Genomic DNA, 23054 nt, shown 5'->3' on the forward strand with positions numbered 1-23054 from the left:
CAGAAAGCCCCCTGCCGGAGCCGGGGGCTTTCTGTGAGACGGAGTCTCTGAACCTCTCAGAGGGTCAGAAGTCCATGCCGCCCGTGGGGTCACCCGCGGGAGCGGCGGCCTTCTCCGGCTTGTCGGCGACGACGGCCTCGGTCGTCAGGAACAGACCGGCGATCGACGCGGCGTTCTGCAGCGCAGAGCGCGTGACCTTCGCCGGGTCGATGATGCCCTGTGCGAACATGTCGCCGTACTCGCCGCTCGCGGCGTTGAGGCCCTGGCCCGCGGGGAGCTCGGACACCTTGTTGGCGACGACACCCGGCTCGAGACCGGCGTTCAGCGCGATCTGCTTCAGCGGAGCCTCGATCGCCACGCGGACGATGTTCGCGCCGGTCGCCTCGTCGCCCTCGAGCGAGAGAGCGTCGAGAGCCTTCGTGCCGGACTGGATGAGGGCGACGCCACCACCGGGGACGATGCCCTCCTCGACGGCGGCCTTCGCGTTGCGGACGGCGTCCTCGATGCGGTGCTTGCGCTCCTTGAGCTCGACCTCGGTCGCCGCACCGGCCTTGATGACGGCCACACCACCGGCGAGCTTCGCCAGGCGCTCCTGCAGCTTCTCGCGGTCGTAGTCGCTGTCGGTGTTCTCGATCTCGCGACGGATCTGCGTGACGCGACCCTCGATCTGGTCGGCCTCGCCGGCACCCTCGACGATCGTGGTCTCGTCCTTGGTGACGATGACCTTGCGCGCACGACCCAGCAGGTCGAGCGTGGCGTTCTCGAGCTTCAGGCCCACCTCTTCGGTGATGACCTGGCCACCCGTGAGGATCGCGATGTCCTGCAGCTGCGCCTTGCGACGGTCGCCGAAGCCGGGAGCCTTGACGGCGACCGACTTGAAGATGCCCTTGAGCTTGTTCAGCACGAGGGTCGCGAGGGCCTCACCCTCGACGTCCTCGGCGATGATGACGAGCTCCTTGCCGTCCTGGATCACCTTGTCGACGATGGGCAGCAGGTCCTTGATGTTGGAGACCTTCTGGTTCGCGATGAGGATGTACGGGTCCTCGAAGACGGCTTCCTGGCGCTCCGGGTCCGTGACGAAGTACGGGTTCAGGTAGCCCTTGTCGAAGCGCATGCCCTCGGTGAGCTCGAGCTCGGTGCCGAAGGTCTGCGACTCCTCGACGGTGACGACGCCTTCCTTGCCCACCTTGTCGATGGCCTCGGCGATGAGCTCGCCGATCGCGGGGTCGGCGGCGGAGATGGAGGCGGTCGCGGCGATCTGCTCCTTGGAGTCGATCTCCTTCGCCGAGCTCAGCAGCTCCTCGGTGATGGCGGCGACGGCCTTCTCGATGCCGCGCTTGAGGGAGATGGGGTCGGCGCCGGCCGCGACGTTGCGCAGGCCCTCGCGGACCAGGGCCTGGGCGAGGACCGTGGCGGTCGTCGTGCCGTCACCGGCGACGTCGTCGGTCTTCTTGGCGACCTCCTTGACGAGCTCCGCGCCGATCTTCTCGTACGGGTCGTCCAGCTCGATCTCCTTGGCGATGGAGACACCGTCGTTCGTGATCGTGGGGGCGCCCCACTTCTTCTCGAGCACGACGTTGCGACCACGCGGGCCGAGGGTCACCTTGACCGCGTCGGCGAGGATGTTGAGGCCACGCTCGAGGCCGCGGCGGGCCTCCTCATCGAAGGCGATGATCTTTGCCATGAGTTTTGTCGTCCCTCCTGGACGTAGACGGTGGGTTTAGCACTCAGAGTGAGAGAGTGCTAACGCCATTCTGGCACTCGACACCATCGAGTGCAAGCCGCGTCATCCGGGAGTCGGGCGAGGGTCAGGGCGCGGGAGTCCCGGGCACCGATGCGGCCCGGTCGACGCCGATCACGATGGTGAGCTGCTTCTGCCCGTCCTCCGTCTGGCCGGCGTAGTAGTCGCTCTGCTGCACCTCGGCGCCGCCGATGACGCCGGCGAGGCCCTTCGCGGCCTCCTCGTCCTCGGCGCTGACGTAGTAGACGGTCGTCGTCTCGAAATCGTCGCTGGCGCTGTCGCTCGCGAGCACGGTGTCCGCGGCCCAGCCCGCATTGATGAGGGTGTCGCGCATCTGATCGTCGAGCCCGCTGTCGGGCGTCGCGTTGAGGATGAGCACCGAGTAGGTCGGATCGATCACCCCGGTCTGCTCCGGCGTGGGGGCGACGGACGAGGTGGGCTCCGGAAAGAGGTCGATCCGTCCCATGACGGCCAGAGCGCCGAAGATGCCGGCGATGATGAGCACGAGAGCGGCGACGAACGACCACAGGAGCACGACCCAGCCGTTCATCCCCGGAGCTTCGGCGCGGTGTGCTCCCACACGTCCGGTGGAACGGGGGACCTCGTCGAAACGGTCACGGGGGGGCTTGGACACCCCTCGATGCTAGCGGCACGTCCCTGGCAAACCGTTCTACGACGAGCCTGACCCCGCAGGATCAGGTCATCCGGTGAATCCGGGGATCCGGGACGAGCGCCGTGCGCTTCTGGCGTCCCGCAGCCGACGCAGTCGGCCGACGAGGATCGGATCGAAGGCGAGGGCCGCCTCGGAGTCGATGAGACGGGCGAGGAGCTGGTAGTACCGCGCCGCGCTCATGCCCAGTCGCACGCGGATGGCCTCCTCTTTCATACCGCCGTGGCGCGGCCAGGCGGCCTCCAGGGCGAGGATCGCGCGATCGCGCTCCGTGAGGTGGTCAGCGGGCATGCCCTCAGACTAGGTCGTGGTCGACGGATCGCCCGCGCGCCACTCCCACCGGGCGCCGAGCGGGTCGGCAGCGGCGCGCACCCGCCCGTCGAGCGCGACGACGAATCCGGGCCAGGCCTCACCGGCGACCGGTGGGTCCCAGACGTCGAGGAGAGCGGGCGGGTCGATCGTGACCCAGCGCGCGGGCAGCGCCGCGATCGTCTCGATCAGCGCCTCGCGCTGCTCCCGGGGGATGTGCACGAGAACCCCGGGGGTCGTGATCACCAGCGTGGCGTCGGCCGGCGCGGCTCCTGCCAGTTCCTCCAGATGGGCGATCGCGTCCCCGGCGACGAGAAGCGGCGGTTCGGCGGCCGCGATGTCGAGGGCGGCGGTGATGCGCTGCTCCCTCCCCTCCTCTCCCGGCCAGACGAGGGCCCGCAACCAGCGCCGATCCTCGTCGTCGGCGGCGTCCAGCGGGGCGAGGTCGATCCCGGCGCGCCACACCACCTCCGGCATGCGCAGCGGGGGGAGGTCGCCGGTGACGATGCTCTCCAGCACCACGCTGGAGGGACCGTCGAGGGGGTCGAGCGCGTGACGAACGGACCCGCCGTCGTCGGTGAAACGGTACGAGTAGCGATCGGGGTAGAGGCAGAGGCCTGCGGAGGCGCCGACCTCCAGCAGCGCGATCGGGCCCTCGATCTCGGAGAGCACCGGAAGCAGTGCCGCGGTGCGGAGGGGCTCGTTGGTCTGCAGGGCGCGCCTCGTGCATTCCTCGACGAGTCGAGTGGCATTGGTCAGGACGAAGCGACGCCACTCGCGGTACGGACCGTGACCGGCGCCGAGCAGGCGGGACACGGCGAACACCAGCGGAGGCTGGCGACGGGTCGCGGGGATCCGCAGCAGCACCTCGCTGATCTCGCCGTCTTCGGCGACCCCGGCCGCCCACTCCCCGTACAGGGCGCTGCGCCCCGGAGCCTCCGCGGCCGCGAATCGGGCATAGCGCTCCTGCACGGCGTCCTTCATGCGTCCATTCTGACGGGGAGCGCCATGAGGGCCCTGCACAAGGGAGAATGGAGGGGACTCAGGAGGACACGATGCCCTACAGCGTGAACAAGACCGAAGACGAATGGCGCGACGAGCTCGGCGAAGAGCAGTACGCCGTGCTGCGCCAGGCGGCGACCGAGCGGGCGTGGACCGGTGAGCTGCTCGATGAGGAGCGCGCCGGCCTCTACACCTGCGGCGCCTGCGGAGCCGAGCTGTTCAAGAGCGGCACGAAGTTCGATTCCGGCTGCGGCTGGCCGAGCTTCTACGAGTCGGTCCGGCCGGACGCCGTCGAGCTGCTCGAGGACGACAGCCTCGGCATGGTCCGCACCGAGGTCCGCTGCGCATCCTGTGGTTCGCACCTCGGCCACGTCTTCCCGGACGGCTTCGGCACCCCCACCGGTGACCGCTACTGCATGAACTCGATCGCGCTGAACTTCACGCCCGACGAGTCGTGAGCGCCCTCGACGCCGTCCGCGCACGGCAGTCCTGGTCGAAGGTCGGGGACACCGCCCCGGGGCGCGAGGAGCTTGTGGCACTCATCGGCGCCGCCGGTCGCGTCGCCGATCACTCGTCCCTGCGCCCCTGGCGTCTGATCGAGCTGCGCGGCCAGGACCGCGAGGCGCTCGGTGCCGCGATCGCGGAGGCGCAGGGGGACGCCGAGCCGTCTGCGAAACCGCTGAGAGCCCCGCTCCTCATCGCCGTCGTCGCGAGCTACCGGGCGAGCGAGAAGGTCCCACGCTGGGAGCAGGAGGCGGTGGCCTCCGGCGTCGCTCACGTCCTGAGCCTGCTGCTCGACGAGGCGGGATGGGGCGTCATCTGGCGCACCGGCCATTACACGCGCTCGGAACCGGTCGCGCGCATGCACGGGCTGGGACCGGACGAGGAGCTCCTCGGTTGGCTCTATGTCGGGGCGAAACCCGAGGGCAAGAGCCCGGGCCGCCGCAAGACCGTCGACGCCCGCGCGCTCCTGACCCGACCGCCGAGACTCTCTCCGGAGGCGCGTGCGGCTGCTGAGGCGGCCGCACAGGAGGCCGAGAAGCAGAAGGCCGAGAAGAAGGCCTACAAGAAGGCGAAGAAGAAGGAAAAGAAGAAGGAAAAGAAGAAGGCCAAGAAGGCCGCCAAGAAGAACCGCTCCTAGAGCCGGCGTCGACGCCAGGGCACCGCGACCAGCACCGAGCCGACGGCCACGATCACCATCGCGATCACCTGCCACAGCGCCGGTCCCGCCTGCGCCGGCCAGAGCAGGTCGATCACGACGGACGTGATGAGCTGCCCGAGCACCGAGCCCAACCCCATGAGCAGCACGCCGGTGTGCGCGACGATGAACGCACCGAGCAGGATGTACCCCGCCCCGAGGAATCCCCCGAGGTAGAGCCAGGGCTCGGTCGGCAGCGCGGCCGGCCATCCCCGCACGGCGACGCTGGTGCCGGCGGCGACCGCGAGCACCAGCGTCCCGGCGATGAAGCTCATGAGCGTCGCGGCGATCGGCGACTGCACGCGCTGCGCCAGCCGCCCGTTGGTCGCCGCCTGCCAGGCGATGCCGACGCCGGCGGCGAAGGGCAGCAGCAGCATCCACAGCGGGGCGGTCGCCAGCACGTCGCCCGAGAGGGAGATCCCGACCGCGGCGAGCGCCAGTACCCCGCCCATCACCCGACCGGGTGTCACGGCCACGACACCGGCCGGCCCGAAGCCGATGCGGTCGAGGACGAGGCCGTGCAGGGTCTGCCCTGCCACGACACCCACCGTGAAGAGGGAGACGCCGAGGATCCCCGCCGTCAGACCCTGGGTGGACACGGTGAGTGCGCCGCAGGCTCCCCCGAGGAGCATCCAGAACGGGATGCTCCGGTCGCGGATGCCACGCCCGAGACGCATCGCACCGCGGCGCGCCGAAGGCAGGAAGGAGATGACCACGGCGAGGGCCACCAATCCCACCGCGAAGGACAGGAAGCCGGCGACGATGCCATTGTCCACGCGCACTCCCAGAACACCGTTGATGCGCGCCTGGATCGCGGTCATGACCCCGATCGCGACCGCTCCCCCGAGCGCCAGAGGAGCAGGGATGCGGCGGGCAGGGGTCACCTCTCGACACTATCGGAGCCTCCGCGCCCACCTGTCCTCCACCGAGCCGTCCTCCTGGAGGACGAGAGCACCGCACCAGGGAATCGTCCTGCAGGAGGACGCGCGCCGGCCCGCTGATCCGTAGCGTGGTGCCCATGATCACCGCAGAAGGCCTCACCAAGAGATTCGGGGACAAGACCGCCGTCGACGGCGTGTCCTTCACCGTGCAGCCCGGCAGCGTCACCGGCTTCCTCGGACCGAACGGCGCAGGGAAGTCGACGACCATGCGCATGATCGTCGGGCTGGACCGGCCGACGGCGGGCCGGGCCACCGTGGCCGGCCAGGAGTATCGCAAGCTCCGCGCCCCGCTGACCGAGGTCGGCGTGCTCCTCGATGCCAAGGCGGTGCACACCGGTCGGACAGCGCGGGATCACCTCCGCGCGATGGCCGCCACGCACGGCATCCCGACCTCCCGTGTGGACGAGGTCATCGAGCTCGCCGGCATCGGCGCGGTCGCCCGCAAGCGCGCCGGGAAGTTCTCCCTCGGCATGGGGCAGCGTCTGGGGATCGCCTCCGCGCTGCTCGGCGATCCGCACACCCTCATCCTCGACGAGCCGGTCAACGGCCTCGACCCGGAAGGCGTCCGCTGGGTGCGGCAGTTCGTCCGGCATGCCGCCTCCGAGGGGCGGACGGTGCTGCTGTCCAGCCACCTCATGAGCGAGATGGCGCAGACGGCGGACCACGTCATCGTGATGGGACGGGGCAAGGTCCTCGCCGACGCCCCGCTCGCGGAGCTCGTCCGCTCCTGGACGACCAACCGCGTGCGCGTGCGGACACCCCGCCCGACCGACCTCGTGGCCGCCGTGGGCGGTCCGGACGTGGAGATCGTCAGCGCGGCTCCCGATCTGCTCGACATCGCAGGGCTCCCGGCAGCGCGCATCGGCGACCTCGCCGCGGAGCGCGGGATCCCGCTGCACGAACTCACCCCGACCACCGGATCCCTCGAAGAGGCCTACCTCGCCCTCACCGGCGACGCCGTCGAGTACCGCACGAAGGAGCTCTCATGACCGCCGCCCCCGCCGTGACGACCTCGGCCGTCGCGCCGCCCGCCGCCGACTCGGGCCGGCGTCTCACCTTCGCGCGCGCCGTGCGCGGTGAGGCGATCAAGCTCATCACCCTCCGGTCCACCTGGTGGTCCATCGCGATCGCCGCCGCGCTCACGATCGGCATCGCCGTCCTCATCGCCCAGGCGATCGACGCCCCCGGCTTCGACCCGATCCAGGCCGTCGTCATGCCGATCCAGTTCACGATGCTGCTCGCCGGCATCATCGGTGCGATCTCGGTGACCGGCGAATACTCCACCGGGATGATCCGCTCGACACTGACCGCCGACCCGATCCGCGGCTCCGTGCTGCTGGCGAAGTCGCTCGTGCTCGCGGGCTTCCTCTTCCTGTCTTCTCTGGTCATCTTCGGCGTCGCCGCGGTCGCTGTGTCCGCTGTGGTCGCGGGACGGGAGCAGGGCATCGACTGGTCGGACCCCGCCACCTCTGTCCTGCCGATCGTCGTCGCCTCGCTCGCCATGGCCGTCTTCGCGCTGATCGGCGTGGCCTTCGGCTTCATCCTGCGCTCGGGCGCCGGAGCGATCGCGGCGACCGTCGGTCTGCTGTTCGTGCTTCCGATCGTGGCGAGTTTCTTCTCGATGGCAGGAGAGGCGTGGGCCTGGGTGATCGACGCCTCGGCCTACCTGCCGGTCGCCGCCGCGCAGAACGCGATCCTGCCGGGTGACACCGCGACCCTCGATGCGCCGGTCGCCTTCCTCACCCTCGGCTGCTGGGTGGTCGGCGGTCTGCTGGCCGCGTGGGCCGTCCTCCGCACGCGCGACGCGTAGGAGACCGGGTGCCGGCGAAGCGACGCGGAACGGACACCGTCCGGGAGGACGAGGGGCTGCGGCTCCCTCGTCCTCCCGGCGTGTTCCGGCGTTTCTGGGCACGCCATCCCGTCCTCGCCGACGTCCTGCTCACCCTCCTCTGCATCATCCTCACGATCACACCGGCCGCGCGCATCGATGATGCCGACCGTGGGCCGGTCGGGCTCGTGCTCGCCGCCGTGCTGCCGCTCTGCGTGGTCGCCGCCTCCGCCACCCTGCTCTGGCGCCGACGGAAGCCGTGGCTCCCCGCGATCGCGGCGATCGTGCTCGACGTCTTCCTCCTGTTCACCGCGCTGCCGGGGAGCAGCCCGCTGCTGCTGTTCGCCGGCTACTCCCTCGCCGTCTACCGCTCCACCCGTGCCGCGTGGACCGCTTTCGGCATCGGCGTCGCCGCCAGCGCCTCAGGAGCCGGGCTTCTCCTCTGGGCTGGCGTCTTCACACTCCAAGAGGCGGTCAACGCCCTGCTCGGCACGGTCGTGCTCGGCCTCATCGGCACCCTGATCGGCGCGAACGTCGGCAACCGGAAGCGCTACCTGGACGCCGTCATCGAGCGATCCCGGCAGCTCCTCGTGGAGCGGGACCAGCAGGCGCAGCTCGCCGCGGCGGCGGAGCGGGCACGGATCGCGCGGGAGATGCACGACATCGTGTCGCACTCCCTCACCGTGGTCGTGGCACTGTCCGAAGGGGCGGCCGCAACCCCGGACCGTGAGCAGGCGCGTGCGGCGGCCACCTCCGCGGCGGACACCGCCCGCAGCGCGCTCACGCAGATGCGGGCGATGCTCGGCGTGCTGCGAGACGACGACGCCCCGCTCCTCCTCGCGCCGGTCTCCCCCGCCTCCCCACAGGAGACCGTCGCGGCGGCGCAGCGGACCGGCTATCCGGTCACCCTCGCCACGGCGGGTCACGCGGAGGTGTCGTCCGACGTCGCCCACGCGCTCGGCCGGATCGTGCAGGAGGGGCTGACGAACGCGATGCGGCACGCACCGACCGCTTCGTCCGCGTCCGTGCGCCTGGAGTATGCGCCCGCTACCGTGGTCATCGAGATCGTCAACGACGGTGTCACGGGTTCTCCCCGAGAAGGGGGTTTCGGCCTCCGGGGTCTCCTGGAGCGTGCCGCCCACGTGCGCGGCACACTGGAGTCGCGGCCGGACGGGTCAGGCCGATGGATCCTCCGTGCCGTCCTACCGACATCGTCCGAGGCTCCGGCCGTGACGCCGAGCGGAGAGAGGAAGACATGACTTCGCCCATCCGTGTGCTCCTGGTCGACGATCAGGAGCTGATCCGCCTCGGGTTCCGCATGGTGCTGGAGGCGGAACCCGACATCGTCGTGATCGGGGAGGCGGGGGACGGGAAGGCGGCGATCGCGCAGAGCGCCGCACTCGCCCCCGACCTCGTGCTCATGGACATCCGGATGCCGGAGCTCGACGGGATCGCGGCGACGACCGCCATCGTCGGCGCTCATCCCGAGACGAAGGTGCTCGTCCTCACGACCTTCGATCTGGACGAGTACGCCTTCGGCGCGATCCGGGCCGGTGCCAGCGGGTTCCTCCTGAAAGACGCCCAGCGTCAGGAGATGCTCTCCGCCGTCCGTGCCGTCCACCGCGGAGACGCCGCGCTGGCGCCGCGGGTGACCCGCGTGCTGCTGGAGCACGTCGGCTCGCAGCTCGGAACCAGCGCTCTCGACGAGGTCGACGACGCCGGGTACCGCTCCCTGACCGAACGCGAGCGCGAGGTGTTCATCGCGCTCGGCCGAGGGCTCACCAACGCCGAGATCGCGACGTCCCTCTACGTCGGCGAGTCCACGGTGAAGACGCACGTCGGGCGCATCCTGGCCAAGCTCGGGGCGCGAGACCGGATCCATGCCGTGATCCTCGCGCACCGGCTCGGTCTCGTCGGTCGGTGAGAGCGGGTCAGCCCTGCGCCGGCGTCCAGGCCGAGACGCGGTTCAGGCGCTCGACCTCCTCGGTCGACAGCTCCAGCCGCGCTCCGGCGAGCAGATCCGGCACCTGATCCACCGTCCGGGCGCTCGCGATGGGGGCGACCACGGTCGGCTGCGCGCGCAGCCAGGCCAGGGCCGTCGCGGCGACCGAGGCGCCGTGCGCTCCGCCGATCTCGTCGAGCGCGTCGATGATCCGAAGTCCCGCCTCGGTGGCGTACTTCGCGGCACCGGTCGCTCGCGGGGACTCCGCTCCCTCGGCGTCCGTCGAGCGGTACTTGCCGGTGAGGAAGCCGCTCGCCAGCGCGTAGTACGGCACGAGGCTCAGCCCGAACTCCTCGGCGACGGGGATGATGGTGTCCTCGACGTCGTTACGGTGCACGAGGTTGTAGTGCGGCTGAACGGCGACCGGTCGCGCGACGCCGAGGCGGTCCGCGATGTCGATCCACTGACGGATGCGGTCGGCCGTGTAGTTCGACACCGCCACGTGCCGCACGAGCCCGTCCGTGACGAGGGCGCCGAACGCCTCGACCGTCTCCTCCAGCGGCACGGACTCGTCATCGAAGTGGGCGTAGTAGAGGTCGATCTCGTCCACTCCGAGGCGAGCGAGCGACGCCTCGGCCGCACGACGGACGTTTCCGGCCGACAGACCGCGGAAGGCCGGGTGCTGGCTGACCTTGGTTGCGACGACGACACCCTGGGGCCGCCGCGACGCGAGCCATGCCCCGATGATCGTCTCGCTCTCGCCGCCCTCGTTGCCGGGAACCCACGCACTGTAGGAGTCCGCCGTGTCGATGAAGTCGCCGCCGCCTTCGACGAAGGCGTCGAGGACGGCGAAGGAGGCGTCACGGTCGGCGGTCCAGCCGAACACGTTGCCGCCGAGGGCGAGAGGGAAGACGTCGAGGTCACTGGAGCCGATGCGGGTCATACCGGTGACAACCGCTGCGAGCGGCGCGAACATTCCCGGAGGCGGAACACGGAGATGCGCAGGTGGCCGGGGCGGGGTGCCGACCACCTGCACCCCAGTAACATAACACCCTCCGAAGTGATACGCGATATGCGGGGCGCTTCGTCGACGAGCAGATCGCCGCGCTCCGAGGCATAAGACGGACTCGCGTCAGCAGGCGGCGCTGTCGACGCCGGATTCCTCAGGGGTTTGTGCGGCTCTTTGGGAGTCTGAGCTCGATCGATAAGGGAGTGGCAGCGTGACTATCCCAGCCGACTGTTTCTGGCATCCGGGTGAGCGATAGTCGGTTCCTCATCTTTCGATTTAGCGCGCTCGGCAGCCTCCGCGATGGCCCCCTCAGCCATGGAACGGAGCTTTGCTGAGTCATCTGGCGCCCGCAGCCACTGCGCGACGACGCGCTCGACGGTGGCGTGCATCTTCCCTGCAAAGAATGCGTATCCCAACTCTCCCAAGTCGCCAGGCTCACTCTGGTCGATGTCCCAGAGAACGCTCTGTAGCTCGGATGTTCCTGCCTCCGCTGACTGCGTGAGCTCTACGGAGAAGATCGCTCTGGCCGCGCTGAGGCCGGCCCTGTCTTCGATCGTTGCGGCGGGCTCGCCCGTCCAGCGCCGCGCCGACCACTCAAACACCAGCCGAGCCAGCCTTCGCCGCTCATCACGTGACGCGGCAGCAGTATTGCTTCGTGGATCTCCTTGGTCAGCCGATTTGAGCCCCGAGTAACGAACAACGCCACAATCGCAACAGCTAGTGAGGCAACACCAAGCAATATCGGTACGACAACATTGGATATCCAGTCGAACCACGTTGGGTCAGGCGTCATGTCCCGCACTCTAGCGGGGGCCGACCTGATGGATGACCGCGTGGAACCCTCCACTCACGACGGGTACGAATGGAAGCCCTCGCTCGTCGCCTGTGCCACGCGCACTTTCAGGCCACGTGGAATGCGGACGGACTCGGCAGCACGGGCGAGTCACGTTCGGGCCATCGACCCGGGCGCGGTCACCGCTCGATTCCGATACGGGTGAGCCAGCTTGTGAAAGAAGGTCCGGCGTCGCTTGCTCACGCAAGCTACCCGAGAGAGCCGACTACGGGACTCGAACCCGTAACCCCCGTATTACAAGTACGGTGCGCTACCAATTGCGCCAAGTCGGCGGATGCCATCACAGCTTAGCGATGGCAGGGACGCGCGGCGGACTACTCCGCCGGCGCCGAGGTGGCCGTCGGGGTCGGCGTCGGAGTCGCCGACTCGTAGTAGGCCTCGCTGGCGACCGACATGACGAACGTCGACAGCTCCTGCGGGTCGTCCAGCGCGCCGACGTAGGCCTCGCCGTTCACGACGATCATCGGTGCGGCCGTGAGCACGAGGTCGTCGGAGCCGGGGAGCGGCCCCTCGAGCGCGCGGGTCGTCGCCTCCTTCGCCCAGCTGACGTAGTCGCCGTCCTGGATGCAGGAGCGCACGGTCTTGGCGTTGTCCACGCCGACGGCACCCGCGAGGTTGGCGAGCTCCTCGTCGGACATCCCGTCGCTGCCCACATCGGGCTGGTCGTCGAGGAGGTCGTGGTTGAACGCGTAGAACTGGTCCGGCGAGTGCGTCGCCACGCAGGCGGCCGCGGCGGCGGAACGCAGCGAGTACTTGGTGCCGTTGGAGCTCGCGGTGAGCAGAGCGACCGGGTGGTAGCTGACGGTCGCGGCGCCGTCCTCGATCCACTGGGCGAGCAGACGGGCGTTGGCACGCTCGAACTTGCCCGCGTCGGGCGAGAGGTAGTCGACGTAGACGTGCACCTCGACGGCGCCGGCCGCGGACGGCTCCGGTGACGGCGTCTCGCTGGCGCCGGCTTCGCTGGGCTCGGGGTCCGGCGTGGGGGACGCGGTGCCGGCGATCGCAGCGGAGGCGATGTCGGTCACCACCACGCCGTCGGCCTCCATGCCGCTCGGGCTGAGCTGCGGCTTGGACGTCTGCGAGGTCACGGCGAGCGTCACGGCGGTCCCGATCGCACCGACCGCGATGATCGCGACCGCACCGATGATGATCCGTCGCATGAGACGCGCCCGCGACTGCTGGGCATGCACCTTCTGTGCCTTCTCCCGCACGGCCTCACGCGAATTGCGAGGGGCGGGGACGTTCGGCGTTTCGTCGCTCGACATCGTTCCTCTTGAGTCTCAGGGGGTCCGGGTTGGCCCCGACCACCGTCGGGCGGTGATCGCCGCTGCGCACGGCCGGTTTCGATGCTAACCAGTGAGGCTGAGAAATACCCAGGTGCGGCCGTTCGTGCCATACTGATCCCGACCCGATGGAGGGTCACGGCGGGTCGCTCCGCCGCTTCATTCACTACGGATCGTCCGGCACGTACCTGCCGGTGAAGGAGAAACACGATGGCATCTGTGACTTTCGACGAGGCCACCCGCCTGTACCCCGGCGGCACCCGTCCGGCTGTCGACAAGCTCAACCTCGAGGTGGGAGACGGCGAGTTCCTCGTCCTGGTCGGTCCCTCCGGTTGCGGTAAGTCCACCTCCCTCCGCATGCTCGCCGGCCTCGAAGAGGTCAACTCCGGCCGCATCCTCATCGGCGACCGCGACGTCACCGACGTGCCGCCGAAGGACCGCGACATCGCGATGGTGTTCCAGAACTACGCGCTGTACCCGCACATGACCGTCGCCGAGAACATGGGCTTCGCGCTCAAGATCGCCGGCGTCGGCAAGGAGGAGCGCGCCGCGCGTGTCCTCGAGGCTGCGAAGCTCCTCGACCTGGAGCAGTACCTCACCCGCAAGCCGAAGGCCCTCTCCGGTGGTCAGCGTCAGCGTGTCGCCATGGGTCGCGCGATCGTCCGTCAGCCGCAGGTCTTCCTCATGGACGAGCCGCTGTCGAACCTCGACGCGAAGCTCCGTGTCCAGACCCGTACGCAGATCGCGTCGCTGCAGCGTCGTCTCGGCGTCACCACGGTCTACGTCACGCACGACCAGACCGAGGCGCTCACCATGGGTGACCGCATCGCCGTGCTCAAGGACGGTCTGCTCCAGCAGGTCGGCTCGCCGCGCGACCTGTACGAGAAGCCGGAGAACGTCTTCGTCGCCGGCTTCATCGGCTCGCCCGCGATGAACCTGTTCTCGGCCGACCTGGCCGACGGCGGCGTGCGCTTCGGTACCGAGATCGTCCCGCTCGACCGCGACACCGTCGGCCGCGCCAACGGCTCGCAGGTCACGGTCGGCGTCCGCCCCGAGGACATCACCGTCGGCCCGGCCGACGGCCAGGGCCTGTCGGTCGTCGTCGACCTCGTCGAGGAGCTCGGCGCCGACGGCTACCTCTACGGCCACACGGAGATCAACGGCAAGCGCACGGACCTCGTCGCCCGCGTCGACGGCCGCAACCACCCGAACGCCGGGGAGACCGTCACCCTTGCCGCGAACCCGGGTCACGTGCACGCGTTCGACCTCGAGTCGGGCGACCGCCTGAACGACAAGCCGGTCGTCTCGGCCTGATCGGACACTCCACCGCGGCGCGGGCTGACTTCGGTCGCCCGCGCCGCGTCGTTTCCCCGGCACCCTCAGGAGCCCCCATGCAGGAATCCCTCCGGATCACCGCCAAGACGGTCGACCCCGGTCTGCTCGCTCTGCCCTGGTCGACGCCTCTGGAGAAGTGGCCGTCCGAGCACATCGTCTCCCTCCCCAAGGGCCTCTCGCGCCACCTCGTCCGCTTCGCCGACCTCTCGGGTCGCGTCGTGGCCGTCAAGGAGACGACGACCGAGATGGCCCGCCGGGAGTACGAGATGCTCGGCAACCTGTCGCGACTCGACGTGCCGTGCGTGGAGCGCGTCGCGGTGATCGCGGGGCGCACCGACTCGTCGGGGGCGCCGCTCCCCGCGGCACTGGTCACCTCGCATCTGCGCTTCTCGATGCCGTACCGGGCCCTCTTCACCCGGGTGCTCCGCCCGGACACGGCCACGCGCCTCGTCGACGCGCTCGCCCTGCTGCTCGTGCGTCTGCACAACGTGGGCTTCTACTGGGGAGACGTCTCGCTCTCGAACACGCTGTTCCGCCGGGACGCCGGGGCGTTCGCGGCGTACCTCGTCGACGCGGAGACCGGAGAGCTGCATGAGGAAGGCCTGACGGACGGACAGCGCGCCTATGACCTGGACCTCGCCCGCACGAACATCGCCGGCGAGATCATGGACCTCGCCGCGGGCGGTCGCCTGGAGCACGGCGTCGACGCCGTCGCCATCGCGGACGGCATCGTGTCCTCCTACCGGTCGCTGTGGGCCGAGCTCACCGCGCAAGAATCCTTCTCCGCCGCCGAGACCTGGCGCATCACGGAACGCGTCGAGCGGCTGAACGCCCTCGGCTTCGACATCGACGAGATGTCGATGTCGACGACCGCCGACGGCACCGTGGTGGAGATCCAGCCGAAGGTCGTCGATGCCGGGCACCACCAGCGCCGGCTCATCCGTCTCACCGGCCTCGACGTCGAGGAGAACCAGGCCCGGCGGCTCCTCAACGACCTCGACGAGTTCCGTGCCCGCTCCACCAAGCAGTGGGCGGACGAGGAGATGTACGCGCACGAGTGGCTCACGCGCGTCTTCGAGCCCGTCGTGCGAGCCATCCCCTATGACCTGCGCGCCAAGCTGGAGCCGGCCGAGGTGTTCCACCAGGTGCTCGAGCACCGCTGGTACCTGTCGCAGGCGCAGGGACGCTCTGTCGCCCTCGCGGAGGTGCTGACGAGCTACATCAACGACGTGCTCCGCCACCGGCGCGACGAGGCCACCATCATGGGGCCGCCGACCGAGACGATGGGCCTCCCCGTCGTCACCGGCACGCTGGCGCTCGGCGACGACGACGAGGTGGACTGGCGGGACCTCGTCTGAGACCGTGCCCGCCGGTCGGCGCCGCGCCCGACGGCGTCAGTAGCCGACGGTGAACCGCTCGCGGTGGTGGTTGCCCTGCTCGATCTCGTCGACGATCGCGACGGCGAAGTCCGCACCGGAGATGTACGACTTCCCGTCCTCGTCGCGGACGAGCACGTCACCACCGTCCCGGTAGTGTCCGGTGCGCTCCCCCTCGGCCCATGGCCCGAAGACCTCGGCCGGGTGCACGAAGAACCAGTCCAGGCTCTCCGCGGTGCGCTCCAGGAGCGCGAGCGAGTCGATGCCGACCTGCGCCTCGTGCTTGTACTCCTCGGGGAACCCCTGATCGAACAGTCGGGGGCCACCGGGCGCGACGAGGCTGCCGCCCGCGCCGCCCACGACCCCGAGCCGGGTCTCGGTGCCGTCGAGCAGCGCGACCACGTTCGTCAGCGCCTCGAGGACACGGTCCTCCATGTCGCCGCGCGGCGAGAGCGCGGAGACCACGGCATCGGCCCCCGCGAACGCCTCGGTCAGCGTCGCGGGGTCGAGCGCGGACCCTTGCACATAGGCCGCACCCGCGACCGGATCCGCCGGAGTCGAACGCGAGATGGCGACGACCGCGTGATCACGGCTCACCGCCTCCGCAACGATGTGGCGTCCGGCGTAGCCGGTTCCTCCCAGGACGATGATGCGGGCCATGGTGTTCCTCTCGGTCAGCCCGCGGCGCGGACGGTCGCGACCTGGTAGAGCGCGACCGAGGCCGCGATGCCGGCGTTCAGCGACTCGGTCGCCGCGGAGATGGGGATGGAGACGATCTGGTCGCAGGTCTCGGTCACGAGGCGGGACAGACCCTTGCCCTCCGAGCCCACGACGATGACGACGGGGCGGTCCGCCAGCTCCAGCGCCGGCAGCGAGACGTCGCCGTCGCCGTCGAGTCCGAGCACGAACACGCCCTGCTTCTTGAACTCCTTGAGCTGCGTGGTGAGGTTCGAGGCCAGCGCGACCGGGATGCGGGCCGCCGCGCCCGCACTCGTCTTCCACGCCGCGGAGTTCACACCGGCGGAACGGCGCTGGGGCAGGATGATGCCGTGGCCTCCGAACGCCGCCGTCGAGCGGATGATCGCACCGAGGTTGCGGGGGTCCGTGATGCCGTCGAGAGCGACGAACAGCGGCGTCTCACCGCGGTCGATGACCTCTTCCAGGAGGTCCTGCGGGTGGGCGTACTCGTACGGCGGCACCTTGAGGGCCACACCCTGGTGCACGCCGTCGAAGCCGGCCATGCGGTCGAGTTCCTGACGGGTGACCTCGAGCACCGGGATGTCGCGGTGGGTCGCGATCGACAGCATCTCCTTGACGCGGTCGTCCATCTCGACACGCTGCGCGATGTACATCGCGGTCGCGGGGATCTTCGCGCGCAGGGCCTCGAGCACCGAGTTGCGCCCGGTGACCGTCTCGGTGTCGTTGGTGTTGTCCTTCGACCGGGCGTTGCGGTTCGGGTTGCCCCCGGAGGCGGGACGCCCTCCGGGCTTGCCCTTGCCACCGGCGGCGGCGAAGCGCTCGGCCGCGGCCTTGCGCTTGCCGGCGGGGTGCCACGCGCGGTCCTCCGCCTTCGGCGTGGGGCCGCGCCCCTCGAGCGCCTTGCGCCCGAGACCGCCGGTGCCCTTGGTCGGGCCCTTCTTGTTTCCCTTGCTCGCGCCGGGGCGCCCTGGCTTAGCCATCGATACTCCAATGAGTTCCGGCCGGAGTGTCCTCCAGCGTGATTCCTGCGGCGGCGATCGCGTCTCGGATGCGATCCGCCGCCGCCCAGTCCTTCTCCGCGCGCGCGGTGGCGCGCTGCGCGATCATCTCCTGCACCAGCGCGTCGAGCGCCGCTGCCTGCGCATCCCCGGCCTTCCGGAATCCCGCGTCCTCCACGAGGCCGAGCACACCGGTCATGGCGAGCACCGCCCGCGCCGCGTCCAGAGCCGCCGCGGTGTCCCCCGCGTCCAGAGCCGAGTTCCCGGCCCGCACGCTCTCGTGCACGACGGCCAACGCCTGGGGCACGCCGAGGTCGTCGTCCATCGCCTCGACGAAAGCGCCGGGCAGGCTCTGCGCGTCACCGCCGCCGAGCCCTTGATCGGTCCCCCGGAATGCGCGATCGAGGAACGAGCGGATGCGGCCGAGCGCCGCCTCCGCCTCGGTCCAGGACGATTCCGAGAGATCGAGGCTCGACCGGTAGTGCGCAGCGGCGAGGGCGTAGCGCACCACGAGCGGGTCGCGCTCGGCGAGCACATCCCGCGCGAGGGTGAAGTTGCCGAGGGACTTCGACATCTTCTGGCCGTCGACGGTCACGAGACCGTTGTGCACCCAGTAGCGGGCGAAGCCGTCACCCGCGGCCGTCGACTGCGCCAGTTCGTTCTCATGATGAGGGAACCGCAGATCCAGACCGCCGCCGTGGATGTCGAACTCCGCGCCGAGGTAACGCTTCGCCATGGCCGAGCACTCGATGTGCCAGCCCGGACGCCCCGGCCCCCACGGCGACGCCCAGGTCGCATCGGCGGGCTCGTCGGGCTTGGCTCCCTTCCACAGGGCGAAGTCCTGGGGGTTGCGCTTGCCGCGCGGGTCGGCGTCCTGTGCCGCCTCCATCGCGTCCACCGACTGATGGGTGAGATCGCCGTAGGACGGCCAGGAGCGCACATCGAAGTAGACGTCCCCTGATCCGTCGGGAGCGGGGTATGCGTGGCCCCGGTCGATGAGCAGCGCGATGAGCTCCTGCATCTGCGGGACGGAGGCCGTGGCGCGGGGCTCGTACGTGGGCGGCAGGATGCCGATGCCGGCGTAGGCCGCGGCGAACTCCTGCTCCATCCGGTAGGCGAGCGCCCACCACGGTTCGGAATCCGTGGCGTTCGCGAGCACCTTGTCGTCGATGTCGGTGACGTTGCGCACGAAGGTCACGCGGCCGTGCGTGCGGGTGAGCCAACGGCGCAGGAGGTCGAAGCTCAGAGCCGCCCGGACGTGGCCGATGTGCGGGCCGGACTGCACCGTGGGTCCGCAGACATACATCGTGATGTTCTCGGGATCGAGAGGCACGAAGTCGCGCAGCAGCTGTGCGCGGGTGTCGTAGAGGCGGAGAGTCACCGCTCAAGCCTACTCGGCGGGCGCTGAGAGACCCTGCTCCGGTCGCGGGATGACGACCGCGACGGCCGTGACCGCGATCCCCTCGCCCCGCCCGGGGAAGCCGAGCCCGTCCGTCGTGGTTGCCGTCACCGCCACCGGAGCGCCCCCGAGCGCCGCCGACAGAGCCGCCTCGGCCTCCATTCGTCGTCCGCTGAACCGCGGACGATTCCCTTGGAACTGCACGGACACGTTGCCGATCGCGAAGCCCGCCTCCGCCAGGAGCTCCGCGGTGCGGGAGAGGAAGACGTCGGCATGCGCCCCCTCATACTCCGGATGGGCGGTGCCGAAGTGCTCGCCGATGTCGCCGAGCCCGGCGGCGCCGAGCAGGGCGTCGACGATCGCGTGGGCGACCGCGTCCCCGTCCGAATGCCCGGAGAGCGCGGCCTCCCCCGGCCATTCCAGCCCGGCGAGCCACAGCGACCCGTCGCCGCCGAACGCATGGACGTCCGTGCCGATGCCCACGCGGGGTCCGAGCCCGGTGACCGCCGACGTACGCGGCACAGCGGAGGGCGAGTCGGGCGCGGTCGCGACGAGGAGGCGGGCCCGCTCCAGATCGGCAGGGGTGGTGATCTTGAACGAACGCTCGGATCCGGGGACCAGGCGCACCGGGTGCCCCGCCGCCGCGAAGAGCGCGGCGTCGTCGGTGTACTCGGCGCCCTGGGCCGCCGCCTCCGCGTAAGCCGCTTCCAGCGGTCCACGCGGGAAACCCTGCGGCGTCTGCGCGGCCGCGAGCTCCGCACGATCCACGGTGCCCACGACGAGACCGTCCGCGACCCGCTTGAGCGTGTCAACGACCGGCAGGCTCGGCACGGCGCCGGCGTCGCCGATCACGGCAGCCGCCACGGCGTCGATCACCTCGGGCGGGGTCAGCGCGCGCGCGGCGTCATGCACGAGCACTGTGCGCACGTCCCCCCACAGCGCCGCGAGTCCGGCCGCGACGGATTCCTGTCTCGTCACGCCTCCTGTGACCACGCGGCCCAGGTCGGCACGATCGCCGGCGGCCGCGAGCAGCTCGGTCTGCGCGTCGCCCTCGTAGCCCGCGGGGGCGACGACGACGACCTGCAGGGGTGCCGCAGCGAACACGCCGTCGAGGGCGTGCCGCAGGATGGTCCGTCCGTCGATGCCGACGAAGGCCTTGGGTGCACCCGCCTCGAGGCGGGTGCCGGAACCGGCGGCGACGACGATGATCGCGGTGTGCGGGACGGGGAGGATGCTCACAGCTTCACGTTACCCGCGGGAACGACGAAAGGCGGGTGCCGCAGCACCCGCCTTTCGTCGTTGACGTCTCAGGACGCGAGGACCTCGTCGAGCAGCGCGCCCGCCTTGTCCTCGTCGATCTTCTCGGCCAGTGCCAGCTCCGAGATGAGGATCTGCCGGGCCTTGGCCAGCATCCGCTTCTCGCCCGCGGACAGGCCGCGGTCCTGGTCGCGACGCCAGAGGTCGCGCACGACCTCGCTCACCTTGATGACGTCGCCGGACGCGAGCTTCTCCAGGTTCGCCTTGTACCGGCGCGACCAGTTGGTGGGCTCCTCGGTGAACGGCGCACGCAGCACCTCGAACACATGGTCGAGGCCCTCCTTGCCGATCACGTCGCGAACGCCGACGAGGTCGACGTTCTCGGCCGGGACCTCGATGATGAGATCGCCCTGCGTGACGTTGAGCTTCAGGTACTTCTTCGCCTCGCCCTTGATGATGCGCTCCTTGACCTCGATGATGGTCGCAGCGCCATGGTGCGGATAGACGACGGTCTCGCCAACCTCAAAAAGCATAAAAACATGTCCTTTCGGCAACCTCAAGGATACCACAGGGGATATGCGCTAAGGTTCGCGCTTCCCGTTCCCAGCGGTCCCTCGACTTACCCATAGAATGGGGAGGGATATCCCGTCGGACCTCAGGAGGACCCGTGAAATCGCGCCTTGTCGCGTCTGCCGCCATCAGCGCCCTCGTTCTGCTCGGCGCGACCGGGTGCACGTTCATCACGCCGCAGTCGACGAAGATCGAGTACGCAGCCTCCGACGGCGTGAACGTCTCGGATCAGGACGGCCCCATCGCCGTCCGCAACGCCCTGATCATCGCCAACGAGGACGGCACTGTCGGCAACTTCGTCGGCGCCGTGGTCAACCCGTCGCAGGACCGCGCCACCCTCACCGTCTCGCTGGAGGGCGGCGATCCCTTCACGATCACCGTGCCGGCCGGCGGGACCATCAGCTTCGGCGCCGACGAAGAGCCTGTGGAGATCACGGGGCTCGACACCAAGCCCGGTGCCACCGTCGCGATGCACTTCCAGTCCGGCGACTCCGCCGGTGTGACGACCGAGATCCCGGTCCTCGACGGCACCCTGCCGTACTACTCGGATCTCGCTCCTCAGGACTGAGTCCCCAGACAGACGCGAGAGGCCGGCACCCGTGGGTGCCGGCCTCTCGCGTCTGTCATCAGCCCTCGAAGCGATACCCCAGGCCGCGGACGGTCACGAGCATCACCGGCTCGCTGGGGTTCTCCTCGATCCGCGAACGGATGCGCTTGATGTGCACGTCGAGCGTCTTGGTGTCGCCGAAGTAGTCGCTCCCCCACACGCGGTCGATCAGCTGGCCCCGCGTGAGCACGCGTCCCGAGTTGCGCATCAGCACCTCCAGGAGCTCGAACTCCTTCAACGGCATGTTGATCTGCTCGCCGGCGACAGCCACCGTGTGCCGATCGATGTCGAGCGAGACGCGCCCGCCCTCCAGCACCCGCTCGTCGAGCTCGCCCTCGGCCTGCACGACCCGCCGCAGCACCGCCCGCATCCGCGCGAGCAGCTCCCGCGAGGAGTAGGGCTTGGTGATGTAGTCGTCCGCGCCGAGCTCGAGCCCCACGACGATGTCGACCTCGGAGTCCTTCGCCGTGAGCATGATGATGGGCACGGCCGACGTGGACCGGATCTGCCGGCACACCTCGGTCCCCGGCATGCCGGGCAGCATGAGGTCGAGCAGCACGATGTCGGCACCGCGCTCCCGGAAGGCCGTCAGCGCTCCCGGACCGTCCTCCGCGATCTCCACCTCATAGCCCTCGCGGCGGAGCAGGTAGGCGAGCGGGTCGGCGAGGTCGGGCTCGTCTTCGACGAGAAGGATGCGGGTCATGCGGTCTCTCCATTTCGGACGCGCGTCGCCCCGGTCGTGGGGGCGGCCTTGCGCGTGCGCTTCTTCTTGTTCTTCTTGCCCTGTCCGGCGTTCGCGGGAGCATCGATGCGGGGCAGACGGATGGTGAACGTGGACCCGCGGCCGGGGCGCGACCACAGCCGCACCTCTCCCCCGTGCCGCTGGGTGGCGTGCTTGACGATGGACAGTCCGAGACCCGTGCCGCCGGTGCGCCGGGAGCGGGCCTCATCCGCGCGATAGAACCGCTCGAAGATGCGCTCGCGGTCGGCCTCGGCGATCCCGATGCCCTGGTCGGAGACGGCGATCTCCACGACGTCGTCGTCGGCCTTCACGCCGACACCGACCCGGGAGCCGCGGGGCGAGTAGACGATGGCGTTGGCGATGAGGTTGCCGACGGCCTCGATGAGGATCTGCGCGTCGCCGCGGACCCACACGCCGCGGTCGCCGCCACGGGCGAGCTCGACACCCGCGGAGTCGGCCTGCACGACGTGGGCTTCGATCGAGGAGGCGATGACCTCGTCGATCGAGACGGGGGCGACCTCGGTCAGCCCGTCCTCCGCCTGCAGCCGGGACAGACTCATGATGCGTCCGGTGAGCTGACCGAGGCGGCCCGCCTCCGCCGAGATCCGGGACGCGAATGCCCGCACCTGGGCGGGGTCGTCGGCGGCGGACTCGATGGCCTCGGCGAGCAGGCTCACGGCCCCGACGGGCGTCTTGAGCTCGTGACTCGTGTTGGCCACGAAGTCCCGGCGCATCTGGTCCAGGCGCTCCTGCTCGGTCACGTCGCGGATGATGAGGAGCACGAGGCGCGTGCCGATCGCGCTCGCCCTGGCCGACACCAGGCGGGGGTCGAGGCTGAGACCGCCGCGGGTGATCCGCAGGGACTCGGTCGCGGTCTCCCCCCGTCGAGCGGACGCCCCGCACGAGCTGCCGGAGCTCCGGGTTCTCGAGCGTCGATCCGACCTCGATCCCGAACCGCGCGGCGGCCTTCGACGTGGCGAGCACCAGCCCGGAGACATCGACGACGCACGCGGCGTCGTCCATGCTGCGCAGCACGTCGGTGATCCCGGTCGGGATCGTCATCGACGTCTCCTCCTCCGCCCGCGCCCGCGCCCGATACGCCCAGACGACGAGGAGCGAGAGGCCCACCCCGATCGCCAACCCGATGGCGAGGGAGGACAGCGCGAGCTGCGGCAGGGTCATGACTCCAGCGTAGAGCGCGTTCACCGTCGATCCGGCGGGTTTCCGCGCCATCCCGGGGAGCGGAGACGTACTATTCACTCGCCGGGCACCGTTCGTTAACCTTCGGAGCAGAC

The 23054-nt window shown here is 70.0% G+C and carries 23 protein-coding genes, 1 tRNA gene and 1 pseudogene; 9 read left to right on the top strand and 16 right to left on the bottom strand.

Features of this window, described 5'->3' with window-relative positions; translation table 11 throughout:
- Window positions 1–64 precede the first annotated feature (64 nt).
- From groL to DW296_RS06315, 4 genes are all read right to left on the bottom strand, one after another.
- Window positions 65–1684 carry a chaperonin GroEL gene (gene groL, locus DW296_RS06300; protein WP_136051540.1) on the bottom strand — a complete coding sequence of 540 codons (1620 nt, stop codon included), beginning with the start codon at window positions 1682–1684 and terminating at the stop codon, window positions 65–67.
- 124 nt (window positions 1685–1808) lie between these two features.
- A complete protein-coding gene (locus DW296_RS06305; RefSeq protein ID WP_240743014.1) occupies window positions 1809–2375 on the bottom strand; it encodes a LytR C-terminal domain-containing protein in 567 nt (188 codons plus the stop codon).
- A 66-nt stretch (window positions 2376–2441) separates the two neighbouring features.
- Window positions 2442–2702 (bottom strand): DUF3263 domain-containing protein, encoded by a 261-nt coding sequence (locus tag DW296_RS06310; protein ID WP_136051541.1) that lies wholly within the window; start codon window positions 2700–2702, stop codon window positions 2442–2444.
- A gap of 9 nt (window positions 2703–2711) precedes the next feature.
- Window positions 2712–3704 carry a DUF2332 domain-containing protein gene (locus DW296_RS06315; protein WP_136051542.1) on the bottom strand — a complete coding sequence of 331 codons (993 nt, stop codon included), beginning with the start codon at window positions 3702–3704 and terminating at the stop codon, window positions 2712–2714.
- A gap of 71 nt (window positions 3705–3775) precedes the next feature.
- On the opposite strand from DW296_RS06315, the gene msrB reads away from it, so the two are divergent.
- Together msrB and DW296_RS06325 are read left to right on the top strand one after the other, a co-directional pair.
- Window positions 3776–4180: a peptide-methionine (R)-S-oxide reductase MsrB gene (gene msrB / locus DW296_RS06320; RefSeq protein ID WP_136051543.1), complete on the top strand. Its 405-nt coding sequence runs from the start codon at window positions 3776–3778 to the stop codon at window positions 4178–4180.
- Window positions 4177–4863, top strand: coding sequence for a nitroreductase family protein (locus DW296_RS06325; protein ID WP_136051544.1), 687 nt, complete (start codon window positions 4177–4179; stop codon window positions 4861–4863). The genes msrB and DW296_RS06325 overlap by 4 nt, the downstream gene beginning before the upstream one ends.
- On the opposite strand, the gene DW296_RS06330 is transcribed toward DW296_RS06325, so the two are convergent.
- A complete protein-coding gene (locus DW296_RS06330; RefSeq protein WP_136051582.1) occupies window positions 4860–5774 on the bottom strand; it encodes a DMT family transporter in 915 nt (304 codons plus the stop codon). The genes DW296_RS06325 and DW296_RS06330 overlap by 4 nt on opposite strands.
- Before the next feature lie 164 nt (window positions 5775–5938).
- On the opposite strand from DW296_RS06330, the gene DW296_RS06335 reads away from it, so the two are divergent.
- Genes DW296_RS06335 through DW296_RS06350 form a run of 4 tightly spaced genes read left to right on the top strand, consistent with a single transcriptional unit; the run spans window position 5939 to window position 9613 of the window.
- Window positions 5939–6850 (top strand): ABC transporter ATP-binding protein, encoded by a 912-nt coding sequence (locus DW296_RS06335; RefSeq protein WP_071329116.1) that lies wholly within the window; start codon window positions 5939–5941, stop codon window positions 6848–6850.
- Window positions 6847–7671 carry an ABC transporter permease gene (locus tag DW296_RS06340; protein WP_136051545.1) on the top strand — a complete coding sequence of 275 codons (825 nt, stop codon included), beginning with the start codon at window positions 6847–6849 and terminating at the stop codon, window positions 7669–7671. Before DW296_RS06335 ends, DW296_RS06340 begins: the two co-directional genes overlap by 4 nt.
- Window positions 7672–7679: 8 nt before the next feature.
- On the top strand, window positions 7680–8948 hold the full coding sequence (locus DW296_RS06345) for a sensor histidine kinase (protein WP_240743015.1): 1269 nt from the start codon (window positions 7680–7682) through the stop codon (window positions 8946–8948).
- A complete protein-coding gene (locus DW296_RS06350; RefSeq protein WP_136051546.1) occupies window positions 8945–9613 on the top strand; it encodes a response regulator in 669 nt (222 codons plus the stop codon). The genes DW296_RS06345 and DW296_RS06350 overlap by 4 nt, the downstream gene beginning before the upstream one ends.
- 7 nt (window positions 9614–9620) lie before the next feature.
- On the opposite strand, the gene DW296_RS06355 is transcribed toward DW296_RS06350, so the two are convergent.
- The 4 genes from DW296_RS06355 to DW296_RS06370 form a co-directional block, all read right to left on the bottom strand.
- Window positions 9621–10574 (bottom strand): aldo/keto reductase, encoded by a 954-nt coding sequence (locus tag DW296_RS06355; RefSeq protein WP_136051584.1) that lies wholly within the window; start codon window positions 10572–10574, stop codon window positions 9621–9623.
- 281 nt (window positions 10575–10855) lie between these two features.
- Entirely contained in the window at window positions 10856–11242 is a 387-nt protein-coding gene (locus DW296_RS06360) for a hypothetical protein (RefSeq protein ID WP_136051547.1), read from the bottom strand.
- A 450-nt stretch (window positions 11243–11692) separates the two neighbouring features.
- Window positions 11693–11765 (bottom strand) — tRNA-Thr (locus DW296_RS06365).
- A 42-nt stretch (window positions 11766–11807) separates the two neighbouring features.
- Window positions 11808–12758: a DsbA family protein gene (locus DW296_RS06370; RefSeq protein ID WP_136051548.1), complete on the bottom strand. Its 951-nt coding sequence runs from the start codon at window positions 12756–12758 to the stop codon at window positions 11808–11810.
- Window positions 12759–12986: 228 nt separating this feature from the next.
- Between DW296_RS06370 and DW296_RS06375 the strand changes: the two genes are divergently transcribed.
- Window positions 12987–14090 carry an ABC transporter ATP-binding protein gene (locus tag DW296_RS06375; RefSeq protein ID WP_060921924.1) on the top strand — a complete coding sequence of 368 codons (1104 nt, stop codon included), beginning with the start codon at window positions 12987–12989 and terminating at the stop codon, window positions 14088–14090.
- Between the two features lie 77 nt (window positions 14091–14167).
- The gene (locus DW296_RS06380) at window positions 14168–15469 is read left to right on the top strand and encodes a DUF4032 domain-containing protein (protein ID WP_025104313.1); all 1302 of its coding nucleotides are present in this window, start codon (window positions 14168–14170) and stop codon (window positions 15467–15469) included.
- 36 nt (window positions 15470–15505) lie between these two features.
- Here DW296_RS06380 and DW296_RS06385 read toward each other — a convergent pair whose 3' ends face one another.
- The 5 genes from DW296_RS06385 to DW296_RS06405 form a co-directional block, all read right to left on the bottom strand.
- Entirely contained in the window at window positions 15506–16147 is a 642-nt protein-coding gene (locus DW296_RS06385; RefSeq protein ID WP_060921926.1) for an NAD(P)-dependent oxidoreductase, read from the bottom strand.
- A 14-nt stretch (window positions 16148–16161) separates the two neighbouring features.
- Entirely contained in the window at window positions 16162–17166 is a 1005-nt protein-coding gene (gene rlmB, locus DW296_RS06390; RefSeq protein ID WP_136051549.1) for a 23S rRNA (guanosine(2251)-2'-O)-methyltransferase RlmB, read from the bottom strand.
- Window positions 17159–18565 carry a cysteine--tRNA ligase gene (gene cysS / locus DW296_RS06395; RefSeq protein WP_136051550.1) on the bottom strand — a complete coding sequence of 469 codons (1407 nt, stop codon included), beginning with the start codon at window positions 18563–18565 and terminating at the stop codon, window positions 17159–17161. Before cysS ends, rlmB begins: the two co-directional genes overlap by 8 nt.
- A 9-nt stretch (window positions 18566–18574) precedes the next feature.
- The gene (gene ispD, locus DW296_RS06400) at window positions 18575–19822 is read right to left on the bottom strand and encodes a 2-C-methyl-D-erythritol 4-phosphate cytidylyltransferase (protein WP_136051551.1); all 1248 of its coding nucleotides are present in this window, start codon (window positions 19820–19822) and stop codon (window positions 18575–18577) included.
- 68 nt (window positions 19823–19890) lie between these two features.
- Window positions 19891–20373 (bottom strand): CarD family transcriptional regulator, encoded by a 483-nt coding sequence (locus DW296_RS06405; RefSeq protein WP_045255828.1) that lies wholly within the window; start codon window positions 20371–20373, stop codon window positions 19891–19893.
- Window positions 20374–20507: 134 nt separating this feature from the next.
- Between DW296_RS06405 and DW296_RS06410 the strand changes: the two genes are divergently transcribed.
- On the top strand, window positions 20508–20978 hold the full coding sequence (locus DW296_RS06410; RefSeq protein WP_136051552.1) for a DNA modification methylase: 471 nt from the start codon (window positions 20508–20510) through the stop codon (window positions 20976–20978).
- Window positions 20979–21036: 58 nt separating this feature from the next.
- On the opposite strand, the gene DW296_RS06415 is transcribed toward DW296_RS06410, so the two are convergent.
- A complete protein-coding gene (locus DW296_RS06415; protein WP_060921932.1) occupies window positions 21037–21720 on the bottom strand; it encodes a response regulator transcription factor in 684 nt (227 codons plus the stop codon).
- Window positions 21717–22941, bottom strand: a pseudogene (locus tag DW296_RS06420) (sensor histidine kinase). Before DW296_RS06420 ends, DW296_RS06415 begins: the two are co-directional and overlap by 4 nt.
- Window positions 22942–23054: the final 113 nt, after the last annotated feature.

The organism is Microbacterium sp. K36, from assembly GCF_004794355.1.
Taxonomy (GTDB): Bacteria; Actinomycetota; Actinomycetes; order Actinomycetales; family Microbacteriaceae; genus Microbacterium; species Microbacterium paraoxydans_D.

What these genes read in the sequence shown, in the direction of transcription:
- rlmB (WP_136051549.1), bottom strand. Translation starts at nt 17,166, where the DNA reads ATGGCTAAGCCAGGGCGCCCCGGCGCGAGCAAGGGAAACAAGAAGGGC.
- DW296_RS06385 (WP_060921926.1), bottom strand. Translation starts at nt 16,147, where the DNA reads ATGGCCCGCATCATCGTCCTGGGAGGAACCGGCTACGCCGGACGCCAC.
- DW296_RS06315 (WP_136051542.1), bottom strand. Translation starts at nt 3,704, where the DNA reads ATGAAGGACGCCGTGCAGGAGCGCTATGCCCGATTCGCGGCCGCGGAG.
- DW296_RS06340 (WP_136051545.1), top strand. Translation starts at nt 6,847, where the DNA reads ATGACCGCCGCCCCCGCCGTGACGACCTCGGCCGTCGCGCCGCCCGCC.
- DW296_RS06405 (WP_045255828.1), bottom strand. Translation starts at nt 20,373, where the DNA reads ATGCTTTTTGAGGTTGGCGAGACCGTCGTCTATCCGCACCATGGCGCT.
- DW296_RS06350 (WP_136051546.1), top strand. Translation starts at nt 8,945, where the DNA reads ATGACTTCGCCCATCCGTGTGCTCCTGGTCGACGATCAGGAGCTGATC.
- DW296_RS06355 (WP_136051584.1), bottom strand. Translation starts at nt 10,574, where the DNA reads ATGACCCGCATCGGCTCCAGTGACCTCGACGTCTTCCCTCTCGCCCTC.
- DW296_RS06415 (WP_060921932.1), bottom strand. Translation starts at nt 21,720, where the DNA reads ATGACCCGCATCCTTCTCGTCGAAGACGAGCCCGACCTCGCCGACCCG.
- DW296_RS06335 (WP_071329116.1), top strand. Translation starts at nt 5,939, where the DNA reads ATGATCACCGCAGAAGGCCTCACCAAGAGATTCGGGGACAAGACCGCC.
- DW296_RS06310 (WP_136051541.1), bottom strand. Translation starts at nt 2,702, where the DNA reads ATGCCCGCTGACCACCTCACGGAGCGCGATCGCGCGATCCTCGCCCTG.
- msrB (WP_136051543.1), top strand. Translation starts at nt 3,776, where the DNA reads ATGCCCTACAGCGTGAACAAGACCGAAGACGAATGGCGCGACGAGCTC.
- groL (WP_136051540.1), bottom strand. Translation starts at nt 1,684, where the DNA reads ATGGCAAAGATCATCGCCTTCGATGAGGAGGCCCGCCGCGGCCTCGAG.
- DW296_RS06380 (WP_025104313.1), top strand. Translation starts at nt 14,168, where the DNA reads ATGCAGGAATCCCTCCGGATCACCGCCAAGACGGTCGACCCCGGTCTG.
- DW296_RS06375 (WP_060921924.1), top strand. Translation starts at nt 12,987, where the DNA reads ATGGCATCTGTGACTTTCGACGAGGCCACCCGCCTGTACCCCGGCGGC.
- DW296_RS06370 (WP_136051548.1), bottom strand. Translation starts at nt 12,758, where the DNA reads ATGTCGAGCGACGAAACGCCGAACGTCCCCGCCCCTCGCAATTCGCGT.